This is a genomic window from Butyrivibrio sp. LB2008, assembly GCF_000621565.1.
Classification (GTDB): Bacteria; Bacillota; Clostridia; order Lachnospirales; family Lachnospiraceae; genus Butyrivibrio.
Genome location: NZ_JHXZ01000009.1, coordinates 183,720 through 199,898 on the forward strand (window position 1 = coordinate 183,720; position 16,179 = coordinate 199,898).

Genomic DNA, 16,179 nt, shown 5'->3' on the forward strand with positions numbered 1-16,179 from the left:
GAGAATATTATGAGAAAAGAAATTTTATCAAAACGGGTTGCAAGTTGCATTTTTGCTACGGCTTTATGCGTGGTGACATTTGCAGGATGTGGTAAAAAAGAAGTCGGTGCCGAAGTAGGCAACGCCGAAACTTCCGTAGCGCAGGAGACAGCAGCTCAGGAAGAAAACTGCATCTTTAATTTGAATAAGCTAAGTGGGATAACAGACGAATCGGAGTTCATTGAATATTTTGATTATGCGGCAGGAAGATGCGTGGTTGTTGCGGTTGGAGACCAGGGAGATCGCAAATACATTTCATTTAATCCTGACGGATCAGATGTTAATTCTTTTAACCTTAGTGTGGGCTCTGTTATATCAAGCTATGCAGTTGATGCTGAAGGCAATTTTTATATGCAATATATAGAATATAATGAAGAAGCTGATACGGAAGCTGATGAAGAAGGTGTTGCCCATGCGGGCGATGACGATGAGAGCGAAGATGCAGCTCCCGAAGACTGGCAGGGAGATGCTGCCGATGCAGAGAGTGCGATGAAGGCAGCAGGCCTTGTGAAGTTCGATGCGACGGGAAAAGAGATTTTCAGAAAAGATCTTATGAGCAATTACAAAGGAGATGGCTCTTTTGTTGTAAACAGTATTGTATGGACTGAGAAGAATGGACTTTTATTTAATACAACCACAGGTATCATGAAGTTTGACGAGAACAGCGGCCTTTCAACGATCATGGAATGTAAGGATTTCGGCGATAAATATGAAGGTTATTGTACTTTGTTTAAGGGCGCGGGAGATAAGCTTTTTGCTTCTGTATATGAAGGTGAAGATGGATATATTACTTATGCAGTAGATCTTGATGGAAAGAAGCTCAGCGATCCTCTCAGCATACCAAAAGAGTATTTTTACTTCTTTGCAGGTGAAGGACATGATTTCTATTGTGCTGATGCGGAAGCTGTTTACGGATATGACGGTAGTGCAGACAAATTGGTTAAGGTAATGGATTTTGCACAGTCAAAATTAGAGCCTGATGTAACGGGAATACTTATCAATTATGCGGTTGCTTTGAGTGACAAAGAGATAATTGCGGATGTAACGGTAGACACTGATGCTTTTTCATCCAACATCTGCAAACTTATCAAGGCAGAAGGCTGATAAGTTTTTAGGTTTGTTTATTCGTGCTTTTAGAATGGAAAGATTATGAGAATAGCTTTTTGGGGAAAAAGAATTTGGAGCTATATCTTGGCAGCAGCTTTTCTTGTTACGGCATTTACAGGGTGCAGTTTCAAGAAGGCTGATAGTGCCAAGTCTTCGGAGCATGCAACAAAACAGTATGACAGCTGTGTTTTTTCGCATGCCGAGCTTGAAGGGGTAATAAGGGATATGGAGAGTCTTGAATACCTGGATTATTCGGACGGCAAGTGTATAGCTGTCACGGATCTGGGTGTCGGAAGGCACAGATATATCTCTTTTGTCCCAAACGGCACAGAAGTAAAGTCGTTTGAGATAAGAGCCGGCGCTCCGGGAATGTCGTGTAAATTTGCGACAGATAACGAACAAAATCTTTATATGTATTATGAAACCTACAAGAGTGAATATGAGATTGAAGATTTTGCTTCGCTATTTGAAAACTATTTTGGAGGAGGCGAGGATATTACCGGTGACTTTTCTGTTTTCATTAGCGATGCCGCTGTTGTTAAGTTTGATAATAAGGGAAAAGAGCTATTTGATATTAATCTCACTGACATGGTAACGGGTGAGGGACATTTTGATATCAATAATATTTTCTGGACCAAGAATACGGGACTTATTCTTGATACGACCAAAGGAATCATGAAGTGCGAAAAAAAGAGCGGAGTCAGTGAATATATGGGACTTGATGTGCTCGGTGAATCATATGCTGATTGCGGTTATCTCTTTAGGGGAGCAAACGGCAAGCTCTTTGCTTCGATTGGTAGTGAGGATGCGGAATACGCTGAATGTTACCGGATTGATCTTGATAATATGACGCTCAGTGATCCGCTTAATGTATTCAATGACAAGGATTACGATTTCTTCAGGGGCGTAGTCTATGATTTCTACGCAGCCGACTCAGAAGCGCTTTACGGATATGACGGCGAGTCTGGCAAATGCAAAAAGCTTGTGGATTTCGCAGAGTCCGGTCTTGAGCCTTCCTCAAACGGAAGAGTCCTTGAAAAGGCGGTTATTTTGAGCGATAACTATATCGTTGCGGACCTTTCCGACGATGAAGGGTTTAATGCTAATTTGTGTAAGCTTAAGAGGAAAGCGGAATGAACATGATGGACGAAACAAATTTACAGGCCCAAAGATCGATTATTTTAGATATAAGATAGAGAGAGTCTGTGAATGTTTGTATTACTATGAAGAGGCTAGAGGATAGGCATAAATTGATATGCATGATGAGTTAATAGAAGCATATAAGCGATACTATAGAATTGTTGAATGTGCTTGTGTCGATTTAATTGATTATTATAATAAAATTGGAGCAGTACTCTGGGATAAGTACTCATTGATAGAGTATTTACATCAAGAAAGAATATTTGAAATATGTTTTGATGAAAAGAAATATCTCTTTCACGGCGGCGGATGTACTGTGATGCTTTATGACAATCCGCTTATAGACTGGGATTTTGGGTATAGAAGCTGGTGGTGTGGAATAGATCCTTATAAGATGGCAAGAACTTTGAAAGCAGATCAATATACTGATGCGGATTTTTACAATGGGGAGTATATTCAGGAAATCTGTGAAAAAAGCTGCTTAGAAAATATAGTGTTTGTCTATAAGAATCAGTATTATATTAATTTGCTTTCAATAGGTGCAAAAGAGCTGAAAAGACCTGAAACATATGACAAGATGATTGTAAGATATAAAGATAGAATCAAAGAATTTCCAAAGACAAAGAGTATTGATAAGTTTTTGAGAAAGAGTACTAATGTGTACAGTGATATTGAAAGTCTTGGCAATCTTTATTTCTTGTCGTTTTTTCTGGATGGTACAGAAGTGGGGAGCTTTGTTTATAGAGATATAGCGTTTCCAGAGACGGCAGCAAAGATAATGAATGACGAAATAATAAAACCGCATAAAGTAGATTTTTGGAATAATATATGAAGCAACCAACAAAAGAAGAAATATCGAAAAACATAGATTTGGTCTTGAAAAATTATGTTTCAAGAGAAGAAATATGTGAGTGGGCTATTAACTATATTAGACAAGAAGATCAAGTTGATATTGACGACATGGAAGCGTGGCATTTTTTAGTAGCAATCTCAAATATCGACGAGATGATTGCGCCTGATATATATCTTTTTGGCAAAGAAGATATACAGATTATAGTAAAGAAGTATTGTCAATCTTGAGAGAATGTTGAAATGGCTATTTGGCAAATTGATTTTAATGTTATCGATAAAAATAAAAAGAATACAGATGAAGATATTTGCTATTGGAACAATGAACCTGTTGGTGCCAATGATGTTACTTTTCTGGAAAAAGAAGATAGCTGGTCAAAAGATATAATACAGTTTGGAAGCTTGGAAGGCACATGTATTGAATTGTTATTAGAGAATTCGCGTGTTGTAGAAGTCAGCATCAGGCTGGATCTGAGGACGTTAAATAGATTGTTGTTATCAGATGTGATTGATTATATTAAAAGAATAGATGCCAATATTTATTATAATGATGAGATAATAACACCTTCATATGAAAATATCTGTAGTATTATAAGGGCATCGGATGCGCATAAATACTGTAGTAATCCGGTATTGCTTTTTGCGGAATTATAAGTATTTCTTAAGAAAATTTAAGAAATATCTACAGCAGTTCTTAAGATTTGTTTGCTATCATTGAATATGTCGACGGTCTTTCAACGGCCATTCTCAAGTCGACATATGGCTGCTTGGCCAAATCTATTTTTTCAGGAGGAGCTGTATGAACAGCAAAACTAATCTATCTAAATTATTTCCGATGATCAAAACAAAGGAACAGATTCTTGAAGAGATCAATTCAAATGATACTCTTCGCGAAAAATTTGAAACCTGGTCTGAAGATCAAAAGGAGGACTTTCTATCTATATGTACCGGAAGCAAAGGTGTAAAGATGCTCTATGACTGCTATTTCAAAGAAATCCTCAATCCAGAGTACACGCCTGAACGCTTGTCAGCATTATTAAGTATCATTATCGGTAAAAAAGTCACTGTAAAATATCAACTTCCGAATGACAACACACGTATCGGAGATGAACTGTCTCTTGTCATTACCGATATAGTTGTCGAACTCGAGGACGGAACTCTTGCCAACATTGAAGTTCAAAAACTCGGTTACGCTTTTACAGGAGAAAGAGCATCTTGCTATTCAGCAGACTTACTGCTTCGTCAATACAAAAGAGTAAGAGATGCGCTTAAAAAAAATTTTTCTTACAAAAACATTGCTCCGGTATACACTATCGTATTCCTCGAAAGTAGTCCAAAACCATTTAAGGATTACAAAGATATCTTTATCCACAAATTCTCAGCTGTATCTGATAGCGGTCTTGAGCTTAACATGCTTCAAAACTATGTATTTATCCCTGTTGATATTTTCCTTGAAAAACTCCATAATAGTGGTATACAAAGCGAATTAGATGCATGGCTTACATTTATTGGATGCGATGAGCCTGAGTTCATTATCAAACTGATTGAAAAGTATCCTTTCTTTAAAGCAATGTATCAGGATTTATATAACATGTGTCTAAACATAGAAAGGATGATGAATATGTTCTCTGAGGAGCTTAGGATACTTGATCGTAACACAGTTAAATACATGATTGATGAGCTTCAAGAGGAACTTGATGATACCAAGACTCAGCTTTCTGATACCAAGACTCAGCTTACTGATGCTAAGACTCAGCTTACTGATACTAAGTCACAACTTACCGCTGCGCAAAAGCAGCTTTCAGATGCAAATTCGATGCTTTTAGATAAAGCAGCTACCATTGCCAAGCTGCAAGAGGAACTAAAAAAATATAAAAACGAATAAAGATAAAACCCTCGGCATTGTACCGAGGGTTATTATTATCCTTGTTTTTTCCACGAAGTTATCGAAATGGATACATCGTTATAATCTGCATCATCGCCGTCTTCCAAACTGTAATTATACAGATGTCCGATGGTGTTTTTTTTCTCATTCTTGATGGAACCTGAAGCTACAGCCGTTTTTATTTCTACAGAAGGACTGTCAAATTCTACTTCGATGCGTAAATTACGACCGCCATCGTAAAGAGCCGACTCATGTGACAATATATTGAGTTCGGTTATGTAATCATCTTTACCTATAGTGGCGTATGTTTTATTGTCATCTTTTATTGTAACGGAAAAAGTATTTGCACACTGTGAGCATACATCCCATAAAATGAGATCGCCTTTTTTTATTCCGCATAAATAGTATGTTTCCTTGTTTTTCTTGGCTTGTACTTTCTCTTTAGCATAAACACAAGTATTATCTGCAAGCATAGATAGTGCAATAACACCGGCTACAACGATCGACAAAAAATTTTTCTTCATTAGTCATCCTTTCCGTTTTGCCATAATCCCAATGCATTTATTATACATTTCAAGCGGTCGGAGAGATGTGAAATCTTTTTGTCTACTGCGCAGGATAGGACTTATTTTTGCCTGATCAGGTTATTGCATTCGGAAACAAATTCCTGAAGATCGTCATACAATGATTTGATTATTTCAGGTTTTTCCGAAATGTTTTCATCCCAGCAATTTACCAACAATTCATTATAAAATTCAGTGCTGTTCTTGCCGTCGGAGGTATAGTAGTCTTTAAGAGCGTAATAGGTTCCATACATTGAAGCAAAATTGCCACTGAAGTTATTGCTTATATCTGCTCCAAACCAGTATTCGTTTGAGTCTCCTATGTGACAGCCTTTTTCTTTGATTTCTTCAGAGAAATTTTCCTTTCCGATTGTCTTCATGACCCATCTTCCGAGTACGTAACCTTCCTCATAAATCGAATCTTTATTTTTTACAGGACGCATAGCACGGAAACTTGTAAGAATATCATCTGCGACCAGATTTTTTAACGGATCCGAGCCGGCATCAGTAAGCTCGCCAACAGCCTCTTTATCGGATACAACTTCAATCTTGGTTGCTTTAACGCGACTTATGGGCGGTTTCATATCTTCTTCAAAGGTATATGTTATCTTAAATTCATCATAAAAATGGTCTATTATATATTGTTTTTGTTTTTTGGTGATCTCAACAGTAAGATCATCGGAATATTTGATGTTATCGGCAGATCTGTCTATTTGGGGCCATATAATAAGGCTGTTTTCGTCCATAAGAAAGTATTCGTCACTGTACCATCCGTAGAAAGAATGCTCTGACCCCGGTTCGGCGTATTCCGTCGACTGGATGTTATCGGGTAAGGATACATAAGTAGAAGCGTTCTCTGTACCGGCCGTTGTACTGTTTTCCGAATTGCTTTCAGTAATAGTTTGAGCGTTGGAATTGTAACAGCCGCATACTGTAGATATCATTGAAATTATAATCAAATAAGTTGCTATTTTCTTTTTCATAATCGCTTTGTTAATAAATAATTTTGTATTCACATACATCATGCTATAATAGTACAAATTCGTATCAAGGGATAGAAGAAAATATTATGTTGTATAAAGCTATGTTTATAGTTGATTCAATACTATTATATATATTTTCAAGAATTCGGAAAGAGAATGATAGTGAAGGTTGGGTAAAAATTAAAAACGAGACCTTTCATAAGATATTTTTTTGGAACGGATATTGGGAGTATCGGCCATGCGATATTGTTTTGGCTGTGATAGGTGAGATTGGATTTGTTATAGGAATCTGTATGTTGCCGTTTGAATTATCGAATCATTTTATGAAGCTTTTTATATTAGTGTGTGTGATATTTATGGTTATTTGTTTGCTTATTTCATTCATCTATGAAGGAAACATAATTCATAAAAAGAGAAAGAAATCAGATCAGTTGGGAAGATTCATTAAAAATATAAATAGAAAGAGATAAACGGTGTAGATTGCAAAAAGAGATTGGGCGGAGTAATGAGAATTTATAATAACAATCTGTATGGAGTTGCTTATACTACTCCTATAGAGGATTGCAAAACAAGAAAGCCGACAGAACAAGAAAAGGCATTCATAGAAGAAAACTGGGAAGAGTTAAAACGGCAAGTTACTAAAAACGGAAGATACATGATCATACATAGCGTTATTGTGATGTGTTTTTTCTTGTTTTCATTATATTTTGCGGCATTTTATAGAGAGGTTTCGCTTTATTGTCTTTGTACGCTGGGGTTTATTATTTTTGGCGTAGAATCATATTTCAGGATTACGACAGCAAGAGGGCTGTTTCGTCTTGCTGAACATAAGGAGTATGAAGTCACAATATTTGTATGTCGGGGAGCATGTGCAGAATTGGGGAGGTATAAAAAGAACGAGCAGATATATTATTTGAAAACGGAGACCGGACAACAGATAAGATATTCATGCATGTTAGGGCTTGGGAATATTAATTTCAGAGATGAAGGATTTATCATTGTTGATAACGGAGCTGTTGCTTTGTTGCCGGTAGATAAGGTTGTGATGAGGAAATTCCTGCAGGAGCATCATTGAAGAAAATAAAGAGAAAGGGTGTATATCATAGAAGAGGATTTGATCCTGAATTATGGTGTTTAGTGATGGGATAATACTATGAGAGCAATAGAGAATAATCCGGAGGGAGCGATATATACTACTCCTGTAGAAAAGTGTAAAACAAGAAAACCGACAGAACGAGAAAAGTATTATATTGAAGAAAACTGGGAAAGAATAAAACAAAAAGCTATCCAAGACTCGAAAAAAGGGATTTTTAGCAGCTTTATGTTTTTGTTCACGGGCCTGTTTATGATGATTTGTTCGATTGGTGCTCTCTTCGCAGGAGGCATTCATATTATTTTTGTTTTTTATGCGTTACTGTTGTTATTGTTTTCAGTATTTATTTGCTGGGCGGCATGTGGTGTGATTGAATCATCCATAAAAATGATCCGCTTTGTCAAACGTAAAGAATACGAAGTAACAACATTTGTATGCAGAGGCGTGTACACAGCAGGCAAAGGCTCGGGACAAATATACAGCTTGGAGACTGAAAACGGACAACATATAAGATATTCATGCACGGTAGGACTGTGGAATATTGATTATAAAGATGAAGGATTTATCCTTACTGATAAAGGGGCGGTTGCTTTATTGCCGATAGACAAGACGGCATGGGGCTGACCGCCCTTTTTTTGTGCCTGTAGACAGTCTTTTCTTTGAGACAAAAAGTGACATGTACCTTGCAAAAAAATGCATTGAATAAACAACTGTCTTGTCAGTAGACTTTACATGTGGTAGACTTGTGGAAAATAAAGAACAGGCCGGTGGGGTTATACACCGGTAAAAAGGGAGAGCTATGGTAGGAGAGATTATTGAAGAAATCGAAAAATTAAAGAAAGAGAAGGACGCGGTAATCCTGGCACATTACTACGTTGCCGACTGGGTGCAGGAAATAGCTGATTATGTAGGAGACAGTTATTACCTTGCCAAGGTGGCAACAGAGCTTAAGGAAAGTACTATCGTATTTGCGGGAGTCAGCTTCATGGGAGAGTCTGCAAAGATTCTTAATCCCGAGAAGACAGTGCTTATGCCGGATATGAATGCAGATTGTCCGATGGCGCATATGGCTGCTGTAGAGAGAATTGAGCAGGTTAGAAAAGAGTACGACGATCTTGCTGTTGTCTGCTATATAAACTCAACAGCGGAACTTAAGACACATTCAGATGTATGCGTTACTTCTTCAAATGCCATGAAGATTGTAAAGTCTCTTCCGAACAAGAACATATTCTTTATTCCGGATGAAAACCTTGGAAGATACATTGCATCTAAGGTTCCTGATAAGAATTTCATTTTCAATGACGGTTTTTGTCACGTGCACAAGGGAATAACAGCAGAGCAGTTAAAAGCTGTTAAGGAAGAACATCCAGATGCGGAGGTACTTGCTCATCCCGAGTGTACTACAGCAACTCTTGAGCTTGCTGATTATATCGGAAGTACGGCCGGCATCATAGATTACGCTGGCAAGTCTGACAGCAAGGAGTTTATTATTGCAACAGAGCTTGGTGTGATGTATCAGTTGGAGACAAACAATCCGGGCAAAAAGTTCTACTCGGCAGGTAGCACTCAGACTTGTCCAAACATGAAGAAGGTAACTTTGGAGAAAGTCAGAGATTGTTTGAGAGATAATACGGGAGTAGTCGAAGTAAGCGACGAGAAGAGAGCCGCTGCTTTAAAACCTCTTTCAAGAATGTTGGAGCTTGCAAAATGATGAATAAAAAATTTGATGTTGTAATCGTAGGAACAGGTGCTGCAGGTCTTTTTTGTGCACTTAGTCTGCCACAGGACAAAAAAATACTTTGCATCTCAAAGGATGCGCTTGACGGAAGCGACAGTTTCCTTGCTCAGGGCGGAATCTGCATGCTTAGAGATGATAATGATTATGCTTCTTATTTTGAAGATACAATGAGGGCAGGTCATTACGAGAATAGAAAAGAATCCGTTGAGATAATGATAAAGAGCTCACAGCAGATTATCCATGATCTTGAAGGATACGGTGTTGAGTTTGAAAAAGAGAATGGAGAATTCGTCTTTACCAAAGAGGGAGCTCATTCGGACAACAGAATTCTTTTCCATGCTGATGTTACAGGAAGAGAGATTACAGGTAAGCTCCTTGCAAGAGCGCAGGAGAGAGAGAACATCACGCTTATGGATTACACTACAATGGTAGATTGGGTATGCAAAGATAATGTATGCTACGGCATTGTAGTTGCGGATGAAGACGGCAAGACGGAAGCTATTGAAGCTGATGTAACTGTTCTTGCCTGCGGAGGTCTTGGCGGAGTTTATAAGCATTCCACAAACTATCGTCATATCTCGGGAGATGCATTGGCACTTGCCCTGTATCACAATGTTCGACTTGAGAACTGCGATTATGTGCAGATTCATCCTACCACTCTTTATACCAAACAAAGTGGAAGAAGCTTCCTTATCTCGGAATCTGTAAGAGGAGAAGGTGCTGTTCTTAGGGATAAGAACGGCGAGCGCTTTACAGATGAGCTTCAGCCAAGAGATGTTGTCAGCAATGCAATATTTGCCAAGATGAAAGAACAGGGAACAGAGCATGTGTGGCTTGATTTTTCTCCGATTCCCAAAGAGGAAATTTTAAGTCACTTCCCCAATATCTATAAACACTGCACAGAAGCAGGTTTTAATCCGTTAGAGACTTGGGTCCCTGTTGTGCCTGCACAGCACTATTTTATGGGCGGCATATATGTAGATAAGGATTCCAAGACCACCATGGAGCAGCTCTATGCAATCGGAGAAACCAGTTGCAACGGTGTACACGGAAGAAACCGCTTGGCGAGCAATTCTCTTTTGGAGAGCCTTGTTTTTGCAAAGCGTGCTGCAGCCGATATCATGACAGTGAGCGAATACAAAAAGGCAGCAGATTTTGATAATTTGGTTAATTTGGAAGATTATGCAGATCTTCATGGTATCATGGAAAAATACCATGCAATGGTAGTTCAGGAAATAAAAGAAGAGGCCAGATTACGCTCTTTGAAAGAGGAGGCAATATAAATGAACGATATAACTATGAGATTAAATGCGGATGAGCTTATAAAGATGGCTCTAAGAGAAGATATTTCAAGCGAAGATGTAAGCACAAATGCGGTTATGCCAGATGCACAGGAAGGAGAGGTAGAACTTCTCAGTAAGCAGGACGGAATTATCTGCGGAATGGATGTTTATGAGAGAGTATTCAAAATACTTGATGACAGCGTTGTTGTAGAAAAATATGTAAAAGATGGCGATGAAGTAAAAAAAGGTCAGCTTATGGCAAAGGTAAGGGGCGATGTGAGAGTTCTTTTATCCGGAGAGAGAGTTGCACTTAACTATCTTCAGAGAATGAGCGGAATTGCTACTTATACTCATGAAGTTGCGGCTCTTTTGGAAGGAAGCAAGACAGTCCTTCTTGATACCAGAAAGACAACACCCAACATGCGAATCTTCGAGAAATACGCGGTAAGATGCGGTGGCGGTCAGAATCACAGATACAATCTTTCTGACGGAATTCTTTTGAAAGATAATCATATCGGGGCAGCAGGTTCTGTGACAAAGGCTATACAGATGGCCAAGGAATATGCTCCTTTTGTAAGAAAAATTGAAATTGAAACAGAGACACTTGATCAGGTAAAAGAGGCGGTAGAAGCCGGTGCCGACATTATCATGCTTGATAATATGGATCCCGCAACGATGAAGGAAGCCGTAAAGATCATTGATGGCCGCGCAAAGACTGAGTGTTCGGGAAATGTCACAAGAGAAAACATTGTAAATATCATCGATAGCGGAGTTGATTATGTATCAAGCGGCGCTATTACTTATTCTGCGCCGATTCTTGATATTTCAATGAAGAATTTACACGTTATATAGGAGCGAGCTTATGGATGGACAGGCTAGAAGAAAAAAAATAATAGATATCGTAAGAAAATCCGACAAGCCTGTATCCGGTACTTTTTTGGCAAATGAGCTAAATGTCAGCCGTCAGGTGGTGGTCACGGATGTCGCACTTATAAGAGCAAACGGAGTGAATATAATATCCACTAACCGCGGATATATAATCAATAATTCTGATAGCAGATGTAAGAGGATAATAAAAAGCCGTCACACGGATGAGCAGATTCTCGATGAACTTTTTACAATAGTCGATAATGGGGGATGTGCAGAGAATATTATTATAAATCACAGATACTATAATAGATTGGAAGCGCCTCTCAATGTGAGTTCACGCCGTGAAGCCAAAGTATTTATGGAAGCAATTGTTTCCGGTAAATCCAAATCTTTGAGCTCTGCTACAAGTGGATATCATTATCATGTTATCAGCGCTGACGACGAAGCTACATTGGATATCATTGAAAATGAGCTAAAAGCAAAGGGGTACTGGTTGCCACTTGATGATTGGATTTCTCAGTAAAAAACTATTTTTCTAAAATATAGTCAAGCATAATTTGCAATAAAGATAATTTTATCTTTATAGGCTAATATTAGTGAGTTTTTGCCCTCCAAATGTTATAATACGTTTGGAGGGATTAGAAAAATGGATGATAAGAAGATGCTAAATGAGAATGTACCGTACGTTGTGCATGAGGCAACATTGTCAAGGCTTGAAAGAGGCAACAGAAGAATGCTTATAGCGCTTGCTATTTGCGTGGTAGTTATGTTGTTAAATAATATTGCATGGTTTGTACATGAAGAACACATTGCAAATCCGGAGAAATTTGCTAAGGAAGAGAAAGTCGACGACGAAGAAGAAGCGGAGTACGACGAAGAATATGGCGATGAGTACTCGGAGTATGATGAGCACGACGGGAGGAAAGGCTCAGGGAAAGGACGCTAACAAAGAGAGGACCCCGCAGTGGTTTTGGGATAGTCCATGGAACGGATACTTTTGGGATTATTGACGGATAAGAGAAACATGGATCAAGGCGTTTTTTAGCGAAGAATCTAATCTTTTAGAAAAAGGCACATAGATTTAGTCTATGTGCCTTTTCCCGTGAATTATGGAATATCGAGAGCAGATGACGGGAATCGAACCCGCCTTTCAAGCTTGGGAAGCTTGCATTCTACCGATGAACTACATCTGCAAACGACTCTTTAATTCTAAATAAAATATGGTATAATTTCAAGTGTATTGTTGGCAATAGTTATCATTCACAGCTGAATGATGACGGTACAATTTAATATTGATAAGGGGAGAAAAAGCATGACAGACAAAGTTAAATCAGTTACAAGTAAAGGCAAAGGTCTTGCAAATGAATTCCGTGAATTTATTATGCGCGGCAATGTTTTAGACATGGCAGTCGGTGTAATTATCGGTGGAGCATTTCAGAAGATCATTTCATCTCTTGTTGATGACATTATTATGCCGGTAATCAGTATCATTACAGGTGGCATTGATTTCAACAATATGTTCGTATGTCTTGACGGTAATACGTATGTCACATTGGAAGCTGCTAAGGAAGCAGGTGCGGTAACTCTTAACTATGGTACATTTATTACAGTTGTGATCAATTTCTTATTAATGGCTATCGTAATCTTTGCACTTGTTAAGGTAATGAATTCCGTTAGTTCCAAGTTTGAAAAAGAGAAGGCAGAAGAGCCTGCAACAACAAAGATTTGCCCTCACTGCAAATCTGAGATCAATATTGAGGCTACAAGATGTCCTCATTGTACTTCTGAATTATCTTGATATATTATATTATTATATAAATGGAAAAGCAGCATTTATGCTGCTTTTTCCTTTGATAAAGATAAATGATCCATACCGCAAAGGAATAATATATGGCAAAAGTAATCATGATACAAGGGACGATGTCCGGGGCGGGAAAGAGCCTTCTTGTAGCCGGACTTTGCAGAATATTCAAGCAGGACGGATATGTGGCAGCGCCTTTTAAATCACAGAATATGGCACTTAACTCCTTCATTACATCTGAGGGACTTGAGATGGGGAGAGCACAGGTTATGCAGGCGGAGTGCGCGGGAATAAATCCCATGGTCTGTATGAATCCTATTCTTTTAAAACCCACAAGTGATGTGGGCTCTCAGGTTATCGTAAACGGTGAAGTTATAGGAAATATGAGTGCCCGTGAGTACTTTGCTTATAAGAAAAAGCTTGTGCCTGATATCAAAAAGGCATTTAAAAAGCTATCGGATATAGCGGATATCATAGTGATAGAAGGTGCCGGAAGCCCGGCTGAGATAAATCTCAAAGCAAATGATATTGTAAATATGGGAATGGCAGAGATGGTGGATGCGCCTGTTCTTCTTGTGGGAGACATCGACAGAGGCGGTGTCTTTGCCCAGCTCTACGGAACAACAATGCTCCTTGAAAATGAGGAGAGAGAAAGAATAAAAGGATTTGTCATCAACAAATTCAGAGGTGATGTCACACTTCTTGATTCGGGAATTGAAATGCTCACAGAGAAAACAGGCATAAAGACAGCAGGTGTCATTCCTTATATGAATATCAAAGTTGATGATGAGGATTCACTTACCGATAAGTTTAATTTTAAAGATGAATTAAAAAAGAATGCAGCGGATATTGCTGTTATCAGGTATCCAAGGATTTCGAATTTTACGGACTTTAATTGTTTTGATGCCCTTGATAATGCATCTGTGAGGTACGTTGATTCGGTTTACGACCTTGGAGATCCGGATATTATCTTTTTACCCGGAAGTAAGAATACTATTGCAGATCTTAAGTGGCTTAGAGAATCAGGACTTGAAGCGGCAATAAAAAGGTATGCGATGAAAAAGCCCGTGTTTGGCATCTGCGGAGGATTCCAGATGCTTGGAAATAAGATCCTTGATCCTTCGGGAGCTGAAGGTGTGCCCGGATCTTCTATAAGAGGAATGGAGCTTCTTGATATCGATACGCAGATACAGGAAGAAAAGGTGAGAAAGCAGGTTGATGCTAAGATTTCTTTTCCGAAAGGATTGTTCGAATCGCTTAAAGATGTGGAAATATCGGGGTATGAGATTCACATGGGCGAGAGTGTTAGGTCCGGAGCGGTTGAAGCAGGAACAGGAATTGTTGGAGATTCGGTAGAAGATTATTACTCAGACCTTGTGATCAGTGACGGAAAGAATGTCTATGGAAGCTATGTTCATGGACTTTTTGATAAAGGCAGTATAAGTGCCCATATTTTGAAGGCTCTTGGAAAGGCAGATTCGGAGAATTTTTCTTATGAAGAGTTTAAAGAGAGCCAGTATGATATACTTGCAGATACAATAAGACTTAATATGGATATGGATTATGTATATTCATGTCTTGCGGATGCTAAGATTGATCTGTGAAGGAAGCTTGTGTAAATGATTGTTATATATGGAGTTTTTTATGTCAGATAGTATTATTAATAACGAACCAAATAAGAAAGCTTTAATAGCGATGAGCGGCGGTGTGGATAGCAGTGTTGCGGCTTCGCTTATCTCTGATAGAGGATATGAGTGCATGGGATGCACCATGAGATTGTATGAAAATGATGTTATTGGCGAGGATCTTTTCGGAACCTGCTGTAGCCTTAATGATACTCAGGATGCGAGAGCGGTTTGCGAGAGGATTGGAATTCCTTATAACATTTATCACTACGAAGCCGAGTTTAGAGAGAAGGTTATAGAGCCCTTTATATGCAGTTATGAAAACGGTGAAACGCCCAATCCATGCATAAGATGTAACAGATATCTTAAGTTTGACAGTCTTTATAATAAGGCAAAAGAACTCGGATATGACTACATCGTAACGGGGCACTATGCGCGTATTGAGGAAAGGAACGGTAAATACTACCTTCTCAAAGCCAAGGATCCTAATAAAGACCAGAGCTATGTTCTCTATGATCTTACACAGGAACAGCTTGCGCATACTTTTTTCCCGCTTGGCGAATATACCAAGGATGAAGTCAGAAAGATTGCCGAGGAAAAAGAATTCGTAACTTCGCACAAGAGTGAAAGCCAGGATATATGCTTTGTTCCTGACGGCGACTATGCTGCGATGATAAGACGCTACAGAGACAAAGAATATGAAAAAGGCGACTTCGTTGATACTGAAGGAAATGTTCTCGGAACCCACGAAGGAATCATAAACTATACAATCGGCCAGCGCCGTGGTCTCGGAATTCCTGCAGACAGAAGGCTCTATGTAAAACAACTCGATGTCAAAAATAACAGAGTAATACTTGCAGACAACAAGGACCTCTTTGAAAAAGAACTGATAATCCGTGATTTCCATTGGATCACGGGCGATGCTCCTACAGAGCCTACCCGTTGCAGCGCCAAGATCCGCTATCGCCACAAAGAACAGCCCGCAACCCTCGAAGTCCTGGGCGGCGACAGAGCAAGGATCACCTTCGACGAACCCCAGCGCGCCATAACCGCCGGACAATCTGCAGTTCTCTACGACGGCGACATCGTCCTCGGCGGCGGAATTATTACAAATGAGTGATACGGATGCAGATATTCTGCGTAAAAGCTGAGTTATTGGCTGAAGTTGAATTGGAATGTTGTAACGCTGATTATTGGAGATTT

18 protein-coding genes and 1 tRNA gene are annotated in these 16,179 nt (G+C 39.0%); 16 read left to right on the plus strand and 3 right to left on the minus strand.

Annotated elements, in window-relative coordinates; all coding sequences use genetic code 11:
- Window positions 1-9: 9 nt before the first annotated feature.
- From T356_RS0100785 to T356_RS17935, 6 genes are all read left to right on the plus strand, one after another.
- Window positions 10-1,143 carry a hypothetical protein gene (locus tag T356_RS0100785; protein WP_026512837.1) on the plus strand — a complete coding sequence of 378 codons (1,134 nt, stop codon included), beginning with the start codon at window positions 10-12 and terminating at the stop codon, window positions 1,141-1,143.
- A 45-nt stretch (window positions 1,144-1,188) separates the two neighbouring features.
- Complete coding sequence (locus T356_RS0100790; RefSeq protein WP_026512838.1) at window positions 1,189-2,283, plus strand: hypothetical protein; 1,095 nt, start codon at window positions 1,189-1,191, stop codon at window positions 2,281-2,283.
- Window positions 2,284-2,401: 118 nt separating this feature from the next.
- The gene (locus T356_RS0100795; RefSeq protein WP_026512839.1) at window positions 2,402-3,118 is read left to right on the plus strand and encodes a DUF6896 domain-containing protein; all 717 of its coding nucleotides are present in this window, start codon (window positions 2,402-2,404) and stop codon (window positions 3,116-3,118) included.
- Window positions 3,115-3,366, plus strand: coding sequence for a hypothetical protein (locus T356_RS0100800; RefSeq protein ID WP_026512840.1), 252 nt, complete (start codon window positions 3,115-3,117; stop codon window positions 3,364-3,366). The genes T356_RS0100795 and T356_RS0100800 overlap by 4 nt, the downstream gene beginning before the upstream one ends.
- A gap of 12 nt (window positions 3,367-3,378) precedes the next feature.
- Window positions 3,379-3,789 (plus strand): hypothetical protein, encoded by a 411-nt coding sequence (locus tag T356_RS0100805; protein WP_026512841.1) that lies wholly within the window; start codon window positions 3,379-3,381, stop codon window positions 3,787-3,789.
- 145 nt (window positions 3,790-3,934) lie between these two features.
- A complete protein-coding gene (locus tag T356_RS17935) occupies window positions 3,935-5,020 on the plus strand; it encodes a PD-(D/E)XK nuclease family transposase (RefSeq protein WP_035780073.1) in 1,086 nt (361 codons plus the stop codon).
- Between the two features lie 35 nt (window positions 5,021-5,055).
- On the opposite strand, the gene T356_RS0100815 is transcribed toward T356_RS17935, so the two are convergent.
- A complete protein-coding gene (locus T356_RS0100815) occupies window positions 5,056-5,544 on the minus strand; it encodes a hypothetical protein (RefSeq protein WP_026512842.1) in 489 nt (162 codons plus the stop codon).
- A 101-nt stretch (window positions 5,545-5,645) separates the two neighbouring features.
- A complete protein-coding gene (locus T356_RS0100820) occupies window positions 5,646-6,566 on the minus strand; it encodes a hypothetical protein (protein WP_155838934.1) in 921 nt (306 codons plus the stop codon).
- 505 nt (window positions 6,567-7,071) lie between these two features.
- Here T356_RS0100820 and T356_RS0100830 point away from each other — a divergent pair.
- The 7 genes from T356_RS0100830 to T356_RS0100860 all read left to right on the plus strand — a co-directional run bounded on the left by T356_RS0100830 (window position 7,072) and on the right by T356_RS0100860 (window position 12,496).
- Window positions 7,072-7,641, plus strand: coding sequence for a hypothetical protein (locus T356_RS0100830; RefSeq protein ID WP_026512845.1), 570 nt, complete (start codon window positions 7,072-7,074; stop codon window positions 7,639-7,641).
- 78 nt (window positions 7,642-7,719) lie between these two features.
- Window positions 7,720-8,283, plus strand: a complete 564-nt coding sequence (locus T356_RS21785) for a hypothetical protein (protein ID WP_026512846.1) — start codon at window positions 7,720-7,722, stop codon at window positions 8,281-8,283.
- Window positions 8,284-8,458: 175 nt separating this feature from the next.
- Window positions 8,459-9,370, plus strand: a complete 912-nt coding sequence (gene nadA, locus T356_RS0100840) for a quinolinate synthase NadA (protein WP_026512847.1) — start codon at window positions 8,459-8,461, stop codon at window positions 9,368-9,370.
- Entirely contained in the window at window positions 9,370-10,680 is a 1,311-nt protein-coding gene (locus tag T356_RS0100845) for an L-aspartate oxidase (protein ID WP_026512848.1), read from the plus strand. The genes nadA and T356_RS0100845 overlap by 1 nt, the downstream gene beginning before the upstream one ends.
- The gene (gene nadC, locus T356_RS0100850) at window positions 10,681-11,532 is read left to right on the plus strand and encodes a carboxylating nicotinate-nucleotide diphosphorylase (protein WP_026512849.1); all 852 of its coding nucleotides are present in this window, start codon (window positions 10,681-10,683) and stop codon (window positions 11,530-11,532) included.
- A 10-nt stretch (window positions 11,533-11,542) separates the two neighbouring features.
- Window positions 11,543-12,073 carry a transcription repressor NadR gene (locus T356_RS0100855; protein WP_026512850.1) on the plus strand — a complete coding sequence of 177 codons (531 nt, stop codon included), beginning with the start codon at window positions 11,543-11,545 and terminating at the stop codon, window positions 12,071-12,073.
- 123 nt (window positions 12,074-12,196) lie between these two features.
- Window positions 12,197-12,496 (plus strand): hypothetical protein, encoded by a 300-nt coding sequence (locus T356_RS0100860; RefSeq protein WP_026512851.1) that lies wholly within the window; start codon window positions 12,197-12,199, stop codon window positions 12,494-12,496.
- Between the two features lie 176 nt (window positions 12,497-12,672).
- Here T356_RS0100860 and T356_RS0100865 read toward each other — a convergent pair.
- A tRNA-Gly gene (locus T356_RS0100865) sits at window positions 12,673-12,743 on the minus strand.
- A 119-nt stretch (window positions 12,744-12,862) separates the two neighbouring features.
- Here T356_RS0100865 and mscL point away from each other — a divergent pair.
- From mscL to mnmA, 3 genes are all read left to right on the plus strand, one after another.
- Window positions 12,863-13,348, plus strand: a complete 486-nt coding sequence (gene mscL, locus T356_RS0100870; RefSeq protein ID WP_051563055.1) for a large conductance mechanosensitive channel protein MscL — start codon at window positions 12,863-12,865, stop codon at window positions 13,346-13,348.
- A gap of 92 nt (window positions 13,349-13,440) precedes the next feature.
- Window positions 13,441-14,955, plus strand: coding sequence for a cobyric acid synthase (locus T356_RS0100875; RefSeq protein ID WP_026512853.1), 1,515 nt, complete (start codon window positions 13,441-13,443; stop codon window positions 14,953-14,955).
- Between the two features lie 40 nt (window positions 14,956-14,995).
- Window positions 14,996-16,096 carry a tRNA 2-thiouridine(34) synthase MnmA gene (gene mnmA / locus T356_RS0100880; RefSeq protein WP_051563056.1) on the plus strand — a complete coding sequence of 367 codons (1,101 nt, stop codon included), beginning with the start codon at window positions 14,996-14,998 and terminating at the stop codon, window positions 16,094-16,096.
- The last annotated feature ends 83 nt before the right edge of the window (window positions 16,097-16,179 follow it).